Below are 16,045 nucleotides of genomic sequence, written 5' to 3'. Positions count from 1 at the left end.
ACAGAAGACTGGATACAAATATGCTGTTCTCTCTCAATTTTTCAGCCCTTCCTGTCCATCTTTAGCTGGACGCAGTACTTCCGCTCTTCTGACTTCTGATAGTTCAACTGTCCATCGCACTGGACAGGTTACCAAGGGAATTGGGCGTGTCCATCAAACCTCCCTAGGTAAGAATCGTAGTCTTTCCCTCCTTCTGTCCACTTCATTTAATGGATATAACCTTTGTTTTGGTTTGGAAAAATTACCAATCATCCCCAGGTCTTATTATAAAATTCGTGTCCCTCGGACTGGAAGTTTGCCGCCCCCTTCCTTCAAATCCTACTTTACGCGGGATTCCTTGCGTTAAGCTTACATTACTTCTGACTACATGGATGGGACTTGCCCCCTGTAGACTGGCTTATGCTGGGCGTATCAAGAAGAAGAAAAAGCATCAAAGCACGTTTGATGCTTTTTCTTGAAAATTATGGCTCCCAACTTAAGGTAACTCTGTTTGTACGCTGATTAATAATAGATGAGCGAAAAGCTCCTTTTACCTTTGCCCCTTTGGCACCCGTAACGTGGGTATTTGTAATGGTCTTATTTTTTGTGTGGGTCTTATTTGAAGATAATTTCACATTCCTAGGACTCGCAATATTCGAAACAACATCATATTTAGGTTTAGACACTCTCGTTTTTTGTACATTTGATGTCGCAGTTCTCTCTACTGTGTACCACCAACCATTACGGGGTAATGTAATGGTGCTAGTATACCAGGCTGCCAAAACTTGACTAGATAACATGATAGTCACCATTGAAACCATAGCAAAGAGCATTAAAGTTTTTTTCTTCAGCTTAATTTTCCCCATTACTACACCTCTCCCCTTCTTATTTTCCTAAGATTCAGTCACTTTTGAAAAGTGAACTCCCTTGGATTTGTCACTTAAATAAGGTTCCAGTTCCTCTTAGTCTATAATCAAACATACTGCCTAAAAGGTACTGAAAGAATCCCCTCTCTTTCAAAAAACCCTCCCTTCCTATTCATAAGGGAACTCTCTTTTTCGACAAATGCAAATTGAATCTTACTTATGATTATTGCATACATCCTCTCTAATTACACCGTAAATCAACTTGCGGTTTTCCGCAATTAACCTGCGGTTTGCCGCAATCGTTCTTGATGTAAATGAAGTAGTAATTGGTGTATTCCAATTTACTAAGGAATTGATAAAAAATATGATAGATTTTAATGTTGAGTTATGATCCTAATGCTGTCCATCGCAAAAAAGCAAGCTTATGTGTTGGAGTAGTTTATCGATAATGAACATAATTAATGTGGATAATTGAGAATAATTAACGTAATCTAGCACTGTTATAATAGGGCTTTCCTTTGTAACCAGAACAACAGCAATTATAGTACCAACGAAACCACAAAGTATGCCATGTACTTCATGCTGATCACATTAATCATTCCCCTTTATGAACGCACTCATCAAGAGGCCTTTTACTTTTTGATGTAAGGCGAATCGCGCATGTATACAGAGGAATACTTTTAAGCTAACCCTAGTGCACTCGTATAATTAACTGGTTGATAACTAAATCTTCACGATCTGATTGGTAAAAAAACAAGCATTGATACCGATAACTAGTATTGTGCCCTTGCGTTTTTTCATTAACGGCACCTACTTGTTTCTATTTGAACGCTTTTACTGTTTTATCGTAAGTGCTGAACTTAGTTTATCAGCAAATATATTTACCTTTGCCAGGCATCGCCTGCATCACAACAGCCGGAGGATGTTTTTTGTGATTTAACAGTCTTATTCCATTCGATCCTATGATTGTAAGGCCCTTTGTAACTGCTTTGCATCATGATTAGGTAATTATACTACCATTTGAGCTTCTGGAAGTTTGTATACTGTTTTAGCTTTTCATCTTTCTAAAGCTTTTTTTATGTATTTTTCCAAAGTGTTGATCAGGAATATATTGAAAACTTTGTACTTGAATTATCGTTTTCTAAACTAAAATTCACGCATTAGCCGTCATCCATGTCCGCGTCACTTTGACCATTTCAGTTGACCTCTCTACTCCTTAATGATCCACTAAAGCTGTAAGCCTCCTCCCTAATTTTCACATAGCTTTCAGGAATTTTCACCGTAAATCATGTTGCGGTTTTCCGCAAAGTATTTCGGTAGTATCAAAAAAAAGACACTTGGATTAGTCCCGTACCCTACAACCTCCACTGCGTCTATTTTTTCACAGAGAATAGTGATAATAGTCCAAGTTCTTCTGCTTTTAACAGCGCTTCTGTTCTTGAGCCAACGCCAAGTTTTGAAAAAATCTTGGTTAAGTGGTATTCAACACTTCTTTGACTCATAGACAGTTCTAGGGCAATCGCTCTGTTCGTATGGCCTTTAGATATACCTTCTAAAATTTGTTGTTCTTTTCTGGATAAGCTGATACTTCCCAAATGTTGTTTTCCTTTATTGACTGATGGAGCCGCTTCCACTCTTTTTAATTGTTTTAATAATTGGATAGGAATGACTGCCTCATCCCTCAAGGAACATCTAATGGCGGTCAATAATTGTTCCCGTGTGCAGGTTTTGCTGATAAATCCCGATGCGCCTGCATCCGTAAGCAAATTAAAATGGGAGATGACGTCATATCCTGTGTAAATAAGAATATTTGCATCCGGATCGAATTCCAGAATCATTTTTGTCAATTCAATTCCGTTCATCTTCGGCATATATAAGTCGATCAGGTACACATCATATGTTTCTTTTTTCAATACTTCCGTAATTTTATCACTTTCTGTTAACACTTCAGCCTCCATGTCTTGTTCTGACTCAATAATGGCCCTGGTTCCTTCTCCCATGGCAGGGTGGTCATCCACAATTAACACTTTGATCAATCTCATTATCCCCCTGTCTATATAAGATTTGAACTTTTAGCCCTTGATTTTGCGCCGATTCGATCTTTATCTTGCCGCCCATGGAGCGCACACGCTCTTTGATCCCGTATATTCCCATCGTTTTGAAGGAATCATTTAGTTCGCTCATACGAATGCCGATCCCGTTGTCTATATAGGACAACATGAAGCCACGGTTGATTTTTTTCAACGAAATACTCACTTCAGAAGCTTTCGAGTGCTTCATGGCGTTATTCAAAAGTTCTTGAATCACTCTATAAACAGTTAACTCATCTTCTGGAACCATCCTTTGAATCGTAGGGTCCAAATCCGCATGCAGGAGAAAGTTGGAACGTAATTTGACACGCTCGATTAAATTTTGAATCGATTGAATTAGACCTAATTCACTAAGAAACGGTGGCCTTAATTCGTTACATGTCTCTCGGATAAGATGTATATTATCAAGAATTGTTTCTTTCACGTGGTACATACTTTCTTTGAGATAAGGATCTGTCATTTTGGTTTTGATTGCTTCAATGTCCCTTAGGAGCTGCAATTGATCCTGCAAAATGGTGTCGTGAAGATCGATCGACAAATTCATTCGCTCTTTTTCCGATAAAGAAAATAAAAGCCTGGACAGCCACGAAGGATAGGATTCGTTTTCATTTTGTCTTGTTTTATGGTAATGTTCGATTTCTTCAAACAATCCTTCTATCAGTTTGAAGTTCTCAAGCAAAACACTCGAAAAATAGGCGATATTTTCCAGCCAAATTTTTTCTTGAATATTCAAAGTGGTCTTATACTTTTTCAAACCACAGAAAATAATTTCTTTCACATGATAATGTTCGCCAATGACAACACAAAACCCCGTCTGAACTTCTATAAGTGAACCAGGGTGGCAATTTCTCCAATTCACTTGTTCTATTTCTTCGCTGAAAGAGAATTCTTGTTGATTCTTTACAATCCATCTGTTTAGATCTTTATTTTCCTGGATATTGATATAATGAACTTCTTTTACCCTTAATACCTCTTTTATTTCTCTCAGCAAACTTGCGATAAACCCATTTACTTTTGTTTCGTGTTTCGCCTTTTGAAAAAAATTGTGAAGGTTTGCTTCAACATGATTCTTTTGGCAAAATAAATGATGTCTCAAACGATAATCGATATATTCCTTAATGTACAAAAATAAAATCGCTACAATAAAGAACAAGAAAAAAAATAGGAAAGCGGAACCGGAAAGGATCTTCATATCGAAAACTGTGATTAAAATAATGATTGCAAAAGTAGTCAAAGCAAACGAAAGCAGCGCATAATACTGGAGCCTGCCGAGTAAAAATTCAATATCAAACAGCTTTTTTGCTCTTTGTAAATAAACGAAAGCAAGTGGGATAACCAATAAAAACATGGATGCCAATTCAGCTGAAACAAAACCTTTCCCCCAAAAAATGTGAGGGATTGCATATAGAATGATAAAAGGACTAAAAGCAATCACGAAGGCAGTCAAAAGAATTTGGATGATCGTTTTACCTTCGGAATGTTTATACTTATAGTACAATCTTGCTAAAAGAAAAAGCAACAAGCATACTAACAAAATGAAAAAAACCAATTCAACCATTCTCGTGAAAGCACGGGGCTCGCCATTAAAAAAGAAGTGGCTCGTGAGCACTAGAAAGTAAGCAATATACAATATGTTTATCATGCGATCTTTTACAAACTCGAGATGATGTTTCGAAAAATAACTTTTTAAAAAATGAATCAGTAACACCAATGAACCCGGAAAGGTCACTGTTACTGTCATTCTTCCGATCAAGTCGGCCCTTGCGGATACCGGAGCGCTTAAATAGCATAATCCCAATGAAAAGAGAAAGCATACGAGGATCATGGCCGAGCTTTCTTCTTTATTTGCGCAATAAAAAAATAGCCCCAAAAAGAAAGTCGCAAGGCAAAGTAAAAGGGGCAGAAATAAATACATGAAATACTGAACGTCTACATCTTTATAAGAGATCGCATATGTATTCGTATTCGCTTGCTGATCAGCGATTGTAATGGACTTGGCTTTCTCAACCGAATTAAACCGAATAACCGTTTTATGCTCGCCAGGGTCAATGCCATTAATCGCTTGAACAATATCGCCTTTTTCAACTTTATTTTTGGTAGCCCATCCCTTATCATACACATGCTCTACGATCCATTTTCCGTTTCTATGCTCAACTTCTATACCAATTAATGGATATTGAAGGATCAATAAGCCAAAATATAGAATCAGCCCCATCTTTAAAAATACCATTATTGAGAAAATAATATTAGATTTCTGGAACCATTTCACTCTCATCACCTTGGGAGAAGCTGGAGTGTACTATCCCAGCTAAAAGTTTATTTCCAAAAGTATGATTTGGGGACAATGCTTTCTCCAAAGAAAACATCCTTGATTGCTGTTAGTTGTTCTTCATTCACGCCAATCAAACTCGCACTGCCCTCTTTCACCTTGACTAAAATATCCGGGTTGTTTAATAAGTATTGTACCATTTCTATCATTGTTATTTCCCCTTTCTATCAAATTATATAGTCAGATAGTTGATGAATGTATTTGCGTTCGACATCCAGCTTGTCCAGCAGACTCTTCGCCTGTTGTTGATACACTTTTTTCATAATTTCAGTATAATGGAGCGCTCCGCTCTCTATGATCAATTTGCTTATTTGCTCCCGCTTGCCCAGCAGTTCCTCTTTTTCAACCGTGCCCTGATAATAAGCACGAATTATGTCCGCGTCTTTTCCATCAAGATGTAATAAGTAAATGATAGGAAGCGACATTTTTCTATTTAATAAATCGTTCTTTCCTTCCCAAGTTTTTAAATCTGAGAGGTCGTTATTTAATTGACCGATCAATCCTATGAACTTGGGATATTGTCTTATCTCTTGCGGATAATCATCACGGACCAACACGGCCCCGGACAAACAAGCGAGCGATACCAATGCCCCCGATTTTTTTAACGTCATTTCAAGATAATCCTGTTCTGTGCGGCAATGGCCCAGAAGATCCATATGCTGCCCATTAATGGCAAGTAGCGCGTAATCCAAGAGGATAGATACGGCTTTTTCTTTATTCTGCAATTTTGATTTTCTAATGACATGTACGCATAAAAAAATCATTGCGGTAGATGCATTTAACGCCACGCTGGGCTCCTGCATCCAAAGCTTTAAATCGTCATCACCATCCTCTACATCATCCAAGATATCAAAAGACAACACCAATAGTTCAATCGCGGCTGCAACAGGGATTACTTCGCCCAGCTCCGATCCATTGAGCATTTGATAGTGTAAAATTGTCAGTTCTGCAAAAGGAAATCCTTTGGCAGATTGGGCAGCTACATATTTTTTGAGTGTTTCTTTTAAATCTTCTTGTTGAATTTCCTGATCTACGATCCAGTTTATTGAGTGTACGATTCTGTCTTCGACACTGGTCAACTTTCCTCCTCCCCGCTAGTAAATTGTTCCTATTATGTATATTTTAATATATTTAGCGGAATTTTGCCGCAACCTTCCTTGCGGTTATCCGCAAATCATATTGCGGTATATGACGTAATAGGCAAAAGGTTGCTATGTGAAAGTAAGTCTTTTTTCATATATTTGCTTTTCTTCTAGCAAATATCAACAGAATTTCGCTTAAGCTTGATTGTCCATTGAGCGCAAATATGTTACGGAAATCCGCAACTTGAATTACGGTGAAATCGAATAGTAACTATGTCATAATTTAAACAAAATATAAGAAAAACGGATGGCGTATGAATTTCTTCTTCCTTATGTGACATGAAGCGAGCTCTTTTTTATGTGAAACATTTTACAGAAGTAAATTATTAATTTTCAAGCTCGATTTAGTTCATCACAACTGCGAATAGCTACAGAATTACGAAAACTGTTATTGAGATCGGCAATGCTCAGCAAAAGCATCAATTTTCTACATCTGGTAGCGGTCTTCAACACCAGTGTTCCTTTTTGGGGTTCTGTCATCTTCTTGTTCAATCGTAGAATTTTCGATTCGGAAGCTAATGAACTTTATCAATTGGATGTTTGCCCCCAGCAGCAATTTCTAAAAAATGGTACGAGAAAACGGAATCAGGCGTTGGATTTAGGAAAGAGGTGAAGCTCGTTGGAGATTCAGGTTCAAGGACTGACAAAGATCATTAAAAAACAGCCCATATTATCGAATGTGTCCCTTTCTTTCTCAGGTGTGTATGGTCTATTGGGACCAAATGGGGCCGGCAAAACAACGTTAATGAAAATATTGGCGGGATTGGCAAGTTTTCAATCTGGAAGCGTGTTCATTGGAGAGGAATTAATCAGTACAGCCACTTATGTGAAACGTACAAATCGTATTGGATTTTTGCCCCATGACTTGATGATTTACCCGGAGCTCAAGATGTATGATGTGCTTGAACATATTGCCATCCTTCAAGGAAGCGAGCTCTCTGCCACATACCACAAACAAATTAAAGAGGTTGCGGAGCAAGTCCATTTAACCGATCATTTATATAAGCAAATCCGGGAATTATCCGATGAAATGCGCCGGCGTGTCGGCATCGCACAGCTTTTACTTCGCAAGCCGTCGATCCTGCTTTTTGACGAACCGACCGCAGGTCTTGTTGGGGAAGAACGTGTGCGCTTTCACAACCTGTTAAAGCAGTTGGGGCAGCGTCACACTGTTATTATTTCATCGCATATTGTAGAAGATATTGAATTTCTGTGTACAAAAATTGGCATTATTCGCGATGGACAAGTGTTGTTTGAAGGCAGTCCGGAAACACTCAAAGAAAAAGCTGCGCATTGCACATATGAATTGTACGTTCCGCCTGCGGAGTTAGATGAAGTGATTGCGACTAAAGAAGTTGTACAAATGCACGAAGAACATTCCTATATGATTGTGCGTGTCCTATCAGATGAGCCAGTAGGCCGACCAGTTTGTCCCCGTTTGATGGATGGGTATCTCACGCTTTTAAAAGAGGTTCCCCAAGGCTTAAGCTGATTCATTTGTACATTCCATATTCAGTTGCTGCGGCTTTCCATTCCTGGCGCTTGCACGATGCGCCTTATTCATGAATACGATTTTTACCTTTCATCTTTACAGGTTGTTGGCTTTTTTTTCATACAGCAGTATTTCGAAGAAAAAGATTCCTTTTTTTCATATTGATCTCTTTTATATGGGCTGTTATTTTTTGCTGGCGGGGTTGACCGTCTGAATTAATGACCGGATTTTTTCACCAACATGCTTATTGTTTTCGATGTTTATCTTCTGTCAAATGATTGGCATTGCTATCATAGGTTATAGTGAGCTACCTTTTTATACGATGACCAATCGTCTGGCTTGCCTTTTATCTCGGTGGTATTCTTTATGGGGTATCTGCCCTTTTCAATTAAAAAACGTGGCCAATCCTTGATAAAGGAATAAGCCCAATGACGCCCTGAAATAGCAAATGACAATGATAAAATTGATCTCCTTACAAGGTTTCTATCGCAATCATGTTTATTTCCAAAGAAATGGGAAAAACTTTTTATAACAAATGCGTTTTGGAGGAGATCGCCAATATGAAAAAGTGGTTTTACGTATTTTTAACATCTTTATCCGTTTTTGGAATGGCCGCCTGCTCTGATGATCCTTCCATTGACAACCATCCGAAGGAGCAATTAACACAGTCTGCGAACGATAAATCCGCTAATACGAATGATGACGTTGTAAGGGAAGACGAAAGCGGCAATAATTCGGATGACGGAAATGTGAGAGCAATGGATGAACAAAAAATGATGGAAGAAATCCCTTTTACCAAGTTCAGCCTGGAAATAGATTATGCGCCTGATATGCAATATGACTTCGAATATGAAGTAAATGACAACGGTGCGAGCTATCGTGCGGAATTGGAAGATTCCGTCCATGATAAAAAATTAAAGGGAAAAGAGGCTTTTCAAACGCTTTATACATTAATGCAAGACATCCACCTGGATGAAAACACAACGAAAGAGGAAGCGATGCAACAAATTTTCGATACATTTCAAATCGATGACAATTATACGAAGTTTGAACTCGATTATGTATTAAAAAACGGAACGAAGAAAGAGTTTGAAGATCGAAAATAAGGTTGGAGACGCAAAAACCTCTGCTAAACTGGAGTAGGCTCTGACATTCCCGAATACCGAGCCAAACCAACGACTCAAAAAATCGACAAAAGCTGTAAAATGGATCCCTTGGTCATGTGCAATACTGTTGACTGAAATCGTTCAAAAGCCGAAAAAACGACTATTGGACACTTCCAACTCGGTACTCGATCTCGGCCGGCTGGTGACCGTGTTGGCAAATTCGCCGTTGACGGGCACGAGCTTGCCGGTCCACGGCCATTTTAAGAGGGCTGTTCCGCAATCAGTGAAATCTGATTTGGCGAAACAGCCCTTATTTTTTCTCTCGGACAAAACCTCCACAAGAATGATCCCCGTACAATGATCAAACCCATTCCCGGTGATTTTCGCTTATCATACAGGCGGCGAACGTCCTTTTTTCTAATGGAGCTGTAAAGGAAAGGCTATTCCCGCCACTTAAAACCTGCCAGCGATATGATTGGTTGTCTTGCAATCGTCCGATTTCTGTACTACCATGATTTCCCGGGTAATCGCGAGTAGCTGATTCAAGCGGCGGTTACTGATATTTTTCTACAACTTCTTTCAGTTCTTCGATAAATTGCCGGAGCGGAAGCGTTTCTGTTTTTTTCTCGCCGTATTTTCTGATGTTGACTGTTTCAGAGCTTACTTCCTGATCGCCCACAACGATCATATAAGGGATTTTTTGCATTTGTGCTTCCCGGATTTTATAGCCAATTTTCTCGTCGCGCTTATCCATTTCGACACGGAAGCCGTTCGCTTTCAATGTATCGGTGACCTGTTTGGCATAGTCGAAGTGGACATCCGGCGAAACAGGAATGACCTCGACCTGTACAGGCGCAAGCCAAGTTGGGAATGCACCTTTATATTCCTCAATTAAAAATGCGACAAATCGTTCCATCGTTGATACGACGCCGCGGTGAATCACAACTGGACGATGCTGCTTCCCGTCTTCTCCGATATAGGTCAAGTCCAGCTTTTCAGGAAGCAAGAAGTCCAATTGTACAGTGGATAACGTTTCTTCCTTTCCGAGAGCCGTCTTCACTTGGACGTCCAGTTTCGGTCCGTAAAATGCCGCTTCTCCTTCCGCTTCATAATAATCGAGGTTCAAGTCGTCCATCGCTTCTTTCAGCATCGCCTGCGCTTTTTCCCACATTTCGTCATCATCATAGTACTTCTCCGTATCTTCTGGATCACGATACGAAAGGCGGAATGAATAATCCTTTAAATCGAAGTCCCGATATACTTCTTCGATCAATTGAACAACCCGGATAAATTCTTCTTTGATTTGATCGGGCCGGACAAAGATATGGGCATCATTTAATGTCATGCCGCGAACCCGCTGCAGGCCGGAAAGCGCGCCTGACATTTCATAGCGATGCATCGTGCCGAGTTCCGCTATTCGAATCGGCAATTCGCGATAACTGTGGATTTCATTTTTATAGATCATCATGTGATGCGGGCAATTCATGGGCCGCAAGACAAGCTGTTCATTGTCCATGTCCATGATCGGGAACATGTTCTCTTGATAATGATCCCAATGGCCGCTTGTCTTATATAAATCGACACTGCCCAAAACAGGTGTATAGACATGGTCATAGCCAAGCTCCACTTCTTTATCCACAATATAGCGTTCGATAATTCTGCGGATCGTTGCTCCTTTTGGCAACCAAAGCGGCAACCCTTGTCCCACTTTTTGCGAGTTTGTGAATAAGCTGAGCTCTTTTCCAATCTTGCGGTGATCCCTCTCCTTTGCTTCTTCCAGCATTTTGAGATGAGCCTCAAGCTCGCTCATTTTAAAGAACGCCGTTCCATAAATGCGTTGAAGCATTTTATTATTACTGTCACCGCGCCAGTATGCGCCTGCAATGCTTAACAGCTTGAATTGTTTTATTTTCCCTGTAGAAGGAACATGTACGCCCCTGCACAAGTCATAAAATTCACCCTGCTCATAGATCGTGACTTTTTCCTCTTCCGGAATGGCGTCAATCAATTCCAGCTTGTACGGATCATGGGAAAAAAGCTTTTTCGCTTCATCTCGCTCCACTTCTTTCCGTACGATTTCCAAATTTTCACTGATGATTTTTTTCATTTCTTTTTCAATTTTTGGCAAATCTTCAGGTGTCAAGGAATGATCCAAATCCATGTCATAGTAAAACCCGCCTTCAATAACAGGACCGACACCGAGTTTGACGCCCGGATATAACCGCGAAACCGCCTGGGCCATTAAGTGTGCTGTACTATGGCGCAATATTTCCAGTGCTTCTTCACTGCCCGCCGTGACAATTTCAATGCTTCCATTTTCCTGGATCGGCGTCCGCAGGTCGAGCAAACGGCCATTCAGTTTACCGGCTATCGCACTTTTCCGTAAACCCGTGCTGATTGACCCTGCTATCTCTTCAGTTGTCGTTCCCTTTGGGAATTCTTTCACCGCTCCGTCCGGAAAAGTAATTTGTAGTTGTTCAGTCAATGCTATCCTCTCCTTTTCCAAAATAAAAAAACCCGCCCCCCAGAAAGGGACGAGTTTGTTCACGTGGTTCCACCCTAATTCTCATTGGCAAACAGCCAATGACTTTCAGAAGATGTAACGGAAGTCTCCGCCATTCACTACTGTAAATTCGCGAATGGAGTTCCAAGGGGGTAAGCATTCAAATCGTGTTGGGAAGCTCCCAGCTTCATCTTCCCTCTCTGTAAACCGTAAGTGAACACTCATGTCCTTGTCATAACCTTTTCATGATATGATTATGTAGGTTATTATAGATCGTTGTTTGAGGAAATGCAAGGGGTTGACTGATCATTTACGGAAATCGGCAAGAGGAAGAATTTTCAATCTTTCTTCAAAAATGTTTAACAATGTACGGATAATCGCTTTTTCCTCAGAATCGGTGTAAAGTAAAATTTCATTAGGCGCGATGGAAAGAAGCGGAGCGATCACGGCTGAGTCAATATAAACAGGATGATTGAACAATAGGCGGCGATCCACCAGTTTCATGACTTCATCCCTTGTCATGACTTTGGAGTTTTCATCGTAAAAACATACAGGGTCCGTTAGTGACAAGTGAACGAGCTTTTTTTTCGGCTCTTGCTTGTGTAAATAGTCTCTGAGCATGTTAACAAACATTTGATAATCCTGCTCCATTTTATATTCATCAATGGCAACACACAAATATTTCTTCAGCGCATCATAATAATCTTGCAGCCGAAACGTTAACAAAGAATCAAACAAAACGGCATCACTTGTTTCAAAAACGGCGATTACAGCTTGTTTAACAATGGAATGCTCATTCATCTTGCCTGTAAATGCCGTCAGTTCTTTTCGTTTCCCCAAACACATCGCTGTAACAATGTCGATAATTTGTATGCGCTCCTCTTCATTCTCATAAAAAAAGTGAGTGGACAACATCTTATCCAAAAATTCGGCTCTTTTTACATTTATAATAAAGTCCGTTAAAGCTTCTGCATAACGATCCGTGTTTTCGTTTCGCGGAAAAAAGAATACATAACGGTTTTGTTGTTTTGTATAGGATAAATGTACGCCCGTTTTGGTAAAGAAAGATTGTAACTGACAAGCATCCTCTTCAGTTAAAAAAATGAGTTCCAAGACGGCCCCCTCCTCATTCAAAAACTTTACTGCACTGATATATGTATATGGAGGGCACGTCCACGCTATGCCAATGAATGAAAAAAGCGATGGATTTAACTGGAATGGCGCCGTTAAAAAGCTGCGGAACGGGATTGTGAGATCTTTGTGGGAAAAGTCGCCAGCTTTTCATCGTTTTCGCCAAGTAGCAACTATTCATTTCATTGGGATAACACGATCTGTAACATGGCTTTGGCTTGCCGTTTTGTTTGTCTGGGCTTTTGTCGGGCTTGATTTTCCTCCAGAAGGAATCATTGGAAATAAGCTTAAACATGGCGCAAAGTTCGTTTTTTGACTTGACTTGCAACCACGTTTAAAGATCGCCATTTGGAACCGTAAAGATCTGGCACATGAAAATACCTGGAGTTTTCAATTCAAAACGAAGCAGGAGATGTATCCTGCGGCCTAACTTTACACTGCGGGCAGCATGAAAACAGCCTGCATCCTTCACAAAGCATAGTCAGGATACAGGCTGTTTTTTGACAGTACGGTGGAGGCGGGCTTTTTATTTTTGACAGGCCGGTAAATGCAGGCTTATTTATGTCTTCGGTTCGGTCCATCAAGTTTGATCGGCTTGGCAAGATATTTTATGCGCTCCATAATCCGTTTGGCTTTCATCTTCTCTTCTTCACCACGTTGGGTATAAGTTAAGTGGTGTTCAAGACTTTGAAAATCAAAATTAGAAGTAAAAAAGGTTGGAAGATGTTCGTGCATGCGGTATTGCAAAATAGAGCCGAGAATTTCGTCCCTCGTCCAGCTTGACATCGATTCCGCGCCAATGTCATCAAGCATCAGGATGTGCGCGTTTTTGGCAAGCTCCAGCTTCTCACTCAATGTTTGATCGCCAAGTGATTGTTTCATTTCCCGGAAAAATTCCGGGACGTAAACGATAAAAGAGGACACCCCTTTTTCCGCCAATTGATTGGCAATTGCCCCCAACAAATAAGATTTACCGACACCGAAACCTCCATATAAAAACAAACCTTTCATTTTCTTTTGCGGGTCGAATTCGGCGGCAAATTTTTCCGCATATTCGAAAGCATCAATCCTGCCGGGGCTGTCCAAAGAAAAATCGGCAAAGGAGGCTTGTAAAATATCCTTCGGAACATAAAAGCTCTTAATCAATTTTTCTGTTTTTCTTCGCTCGTCATCAATGAGCTTTTTGGCACATGGCCTGTAATGAACCTCGATCGTTTGGCCATTTATGACGAGAGAAGGTTCATATCCCTCCATCATATTCATACAGTTGGCAAGATCCGGACAATCCGCGCAATTTTTTGTTTGGGATATGTATTCGTAAAGCTTAATTAAGTTGGTTTCGACCATGGTTCTCGTGACGTGTCCCGCGTTTTCTCTGATAAACGCTTGGACATCGGGATGATGTAGCACTTCCTGCTTCAAATCTTCAAACCTTCTTTTAAAAACCTCTCCCCCGGAAAGCCTGCTTAATGTATCATTGATTCGTTCCACCTTTTTCACCTCCCTGTTTTTGATATTTTTGTTGAATGGCTTTCAATCTGCGGCGACGTTCATCCAGTTTATCGGAACCCTTTGCAGTCTGTGACTGGCTTGTTGGGACTTGTTCTTGATCTTCATCCAGAAACCAGTCGGGAAGCATTTCCGTTCGAATTGGTTTTTTCCGTGCTTCCTTCCCGTCTTTTTTGCTGCTTGCCCATGATTGATATTGGCGATGTTCGCTTTTCGCCAATTCCATCGCCGCTTTGACTGTTTTTATTTTTTTTCGGGCCCAATGGGAAGCGATTTTTTCCATATAATTTTTGGACAGCTTCATATCTGTTTTTAACATGACATAGTGGATCAGCACATTTATGACTCCGGGGTCAAGCTTCTGGCCAAGCATCACATCTTCTACAGCAGTCAAATCAGACATTGCCGGCAGTGCGCCCCCCGATAGATCAATTAATAACTGACGGGGTGATGTCGTTTCCAAATAGTAAATCAACTTACTCTCTTTGGTATCTCCTGGCCCTTCGCTTTCACGCAGATTCGGCGGCTGAAGCCGGTTGACCAATTGCGGAAGCATATCTTCATTTTCCATTTGATACCAGTCACGTGCCCATTTTCTCAGTTCATCGAGATCAATCGTTTCATCTGCTGTCATGCTGGAAAGAATGATTTTTTGCATTTCCACCTCGTTGATCGAGTAAAGGAACGCCAGCTTTTTGATCGTATCTTTTACAGTCGGCGTCAACAGTTTTCTGGGAACCATAGAAGTTGTTAAACCTGATAATAACAAATCAAAGTCAAAATGATTTCCAGAAATTTGAATCGGCTCCGCCGTTTTTCGCTGAACAAAGGAAGTGTTCTCTTCAGGTTCGCTCGCCTTTTCACCTTTTCCTGAATGCAATGCTTCAACGCTCATTGAAGTAAACACATCTTGGAATGTGCGGGTAATTTCTTTGTATTCAGCAGATTTTATATTTTTTTCCAAAAATTGGCCTTTCAGTTTCATAAAGTGAGTGTGGCCTATTTTTTGATAAAGATAGATATTTAACATACCATCTGTAAAAAACTGTTCGGCAGATAACGGGGGCTGAAGTTCATAAATATAGGCTCTTTTTTCATCGGTGCTTTTTCTGTAAGTTTTTAAAAGTCCGATCCCTTCCAGTTTTAATCTTGCTTCGTAAATTTCTTCCAAGTTGAGTTCCATTAAATTCATCAGTTGATAATGGTTCCATTCATTTGAAGATAGGCTGTTTTTTTCCACGGCATATGTAAGTGTATTGTATAAATTTGTACTGACTACTCCGATAAGAGGCTGGTATAAAAGTGAAATCACTTTCTTATCATATTCATGGAGTACACCGTTCATTGTAACAAAAAGACTATCGACAGGCTGAACTTCATTCCAATATTGCTTCACGCCAAACACACTTTCACTAATCTTTTTTAATCAATTCTTTTAACTCGTCAAGAAATACATTAATATCTTTAAACTGTCTATATACGGAAGCGAAGCGGACGTATGCCACTTCATCCACTTTTGCCAACTTGTCCATAACCATTTCTCCGATTATTTCGGATTTCACTTCAGGCTGGCCCAGACGGCGCAGTTCGCTTTCAATGTCATTTGTAATTTTTTCAAGCTGATCAAGGGTGACAGGGCGTTTTTCACAAGCCCTAATCAAACCGCGTAAAATTTTTTCACGGCTGAATTCTTCACGTATCCCTTCTTTTTTAATGACGATTAGAGGCATTTCTTCGACTCTTTCAAAGGTGGTGAAGCGGTGGGAACAGCGTTCACATTCCCTTCTTCTTCTGATGGACCTCCATTCGTCCGCCGGTCTCGAGTCTACGACACGTGTACCATTATGCTTGCATGAAGGACATTTCATCTTCTCAGCTCCGTTCCAGTGTGCTTCTCC

General features: G+C 40.3%; 12 protein-coding genes, 1 pseudogene and 1 other annotated feature. Of the genes and pseudogenes, 3 read left to right on the top strand and 10 right to left on the bottom strand.

Annotated features, from left to right (window positions below):
* Nucleotides 1–461: 461 nt before the first annotated feature.
* The 5 genes from NST31_RS17485 to NST31_RS17465 all read right to left on the bottom strand — a co-directional run bounded on the left by NST31_RS17485 (nt 462) and on the right by NST31_RS17465 (nt 6,343).
* Nucleotides 462–845, bottom strand: a complete 384-nt coding sequence (locus NST31_RS17485) for a hypothetical protein (RefSeq protein ID WP_339162258.1) — start codon at nt 843–845, stop codon at nt 462–464.
* A 1,373-nt stretch (nt 846–2,218) separates the two neighbouring features.
* Nucleotides 2,219–2,887, bottom strand: coding sequence for a response regulator transcription factor (locus NST31_RS17480; protein ID WP_339162255.1), 669 nt, complete (start codon nt 2,885–2,887; stop codon nt 2,219–2,221).
* Nucleotides 2,856–5,204, bottom strand: a complete 2,349-nt coding sequence (locus NST31_RS17475; RefSeq protein ID WP_339162252.1) for an ATP-binding protein — start codon at nt 5,202–5,204, stop codon at nt 2,856–2,858. Before NST31_RS17475 ends, NST31_RS17480 begins: the two co-directional genes overlap by 32 nt.
* A 47-nt stretch (nt 5,205–5,251) precedes the next feature.
* Entirely contained in the window at nt 5,252–5,413 is a 162-nt protein-coding gene (gene comX / locus NST31_RS17470) for a competence pheromone ComX (protein ID WP_339162249.1), read from the bottom strand.
* Between the two features lie 18 nt (nt 5,414–5,431).
* The gene (locus tag NST31_RS17465) at nt 5,432–6,343 is read right to left on the bottom strand and encodes a class 1 isoprenoid biosynthesis enzyme (protein WP_339162247.1); all 912 of its coding nucleotides are present in this window, start codon (nt 6,341–6,343) and stop codon (nt 5,432–5,434) included.
* A gap of 682 nt (nt 6,344–7,025) precedes the next feature.
* Between NST31_RS17465 and NST31_RS17460 the strand changes: the two genes are divergently transcribed.
* Both NST31_RS17460 and NST31_RS17455 read left to right on the top strand, forming a co-directional pair.
* Nucleotides 7,026–7,898, top strand: coding sequence for an ATP-binding cassette domain-containing protein (locus NST31_RS17460; protein ID WP_077110115.1), 873 nt, complete (start codon nt 7,026–7,028; stop codon nt 7,896–7,898).
* A gap of 560 nt (nt 7,899–8,458) precedes the next feature.
* Nucleotides 8,459–9,004 (top strand): YusW family protein, encoded by a 546-nt coding sequence (locus NST31_RS17455; protein WP_171973818.1) that lies wholly within the window; start codon nt 8,459–8,461, stop codon nt 9,002–9,004.
* 553 nt (nt 9,005–9,557) lie between these two features.
* Here NST31_RS17455 and thrS read toward each other — a convergent pair.
* Both thrS and NST31_RS17445 read right to left on the bottom strand, forming a co-directional pair.
* Nucleotides 9,558–11,489, bottom strand: coding sequence for a threonine--tRNA ligase (gene thrS, locus NST31_RS17450; RefSeq protein ID WP_077110112.1), 1,932 nt, complete (start codon nt 11,487–11,489; stop codon nt 9,558–9,560).
* Nucleotides 11,490–11,531: 42 nt separating this feature from the next.
* Nucleotides 11,532–11,752: a binding site (T-box leader), on the bottom strand.
* A 61-nt stretch (nt 11,753–11,813) separates the two neighbouring features.
* Complete coding sequence (locus NST31_RS17445) at nt 11,814–12,620, bottom strand: putative sporulation protein YtxC (RefSeq protein ID WP_339162243.1); 807 nt, start codon at nt 12,618–12,620, stop codon at nt 11,814–11,816.
* 208 nt (nt 12,621–12,828) lie between these two features.
* On the opposite strand from NST31_RS17445, the pseudogene NST31_RS17440 reads away from it, so the two are divergent.
* A pseudogene (locus tag NST31_RS17440) lies at nt 12,829–13,014 on the top strand (hypothetical protein); the annotation flags it as partial.
* 179 nt (nt 13,015–13,193) lie between these two features.
* On the opposite strand, the gene dnaI reads toward NST31_RS17440, so the two are convergent.
* From dnaI to nrdR, 3 genes are read right to left on the bottom strand one after another with little or no spacing between them, the layout of a single operon-like run.
* On the bottom strand, nt 13,194–14,129 hold the full coding sequence (dnaI, locus tag NST31_RS17435) for a primosomal protein DnaI (protein ID WP_339162241.1): 936 nt from the start codon (nt 14,127–14,129) through the stop codon (nt 13,194–13,196).
* Nucleotides 14,113–15,543, bottom strand: coding sequence for a replication initiation and membrane attachment family protein (locus NST31_RS17430; protein WP_339162238.1), 1,431 nt, complete (start codon nt 15,541–15,543; stop codon nt 14,113–14,115). The genes dnaI and NST31_RS17430 overlap by 17 nt, the downstream gene beginning before the upstream one ends.
* A gap of 16 nt (nt 15,544–15,559) precedes the next feature.
* Nucleotides 15,560–16,015 (bottom strand): transcriptional regulator NrdR, encoded by a 456-nt coding sequence (gene nrdR, locus NST31_RS17425; protein WP_077110107.1) that lies wholly within the window; start codon nt 16,013–16,015, stop codon nt 15,560–15,562.
* Nucleotides 16,016–16,045: the final 30 nt, after the last annotated feature.

Source organism: Siminovitchia sp. FSL W7-1587, assembly GCF_037963795.1.
Taxonomy (GTDB): domain Bacteria; phylum Bacillota; class Bacilli; order Bacillales; family Bacillaceae_C; genus Siminovitchia; species Siminovitchia thermophila.
Note: the sequence above shows the minus strand (reverse complement) of the source record. Positions and strands in the feature narration are given on the sequence as shown.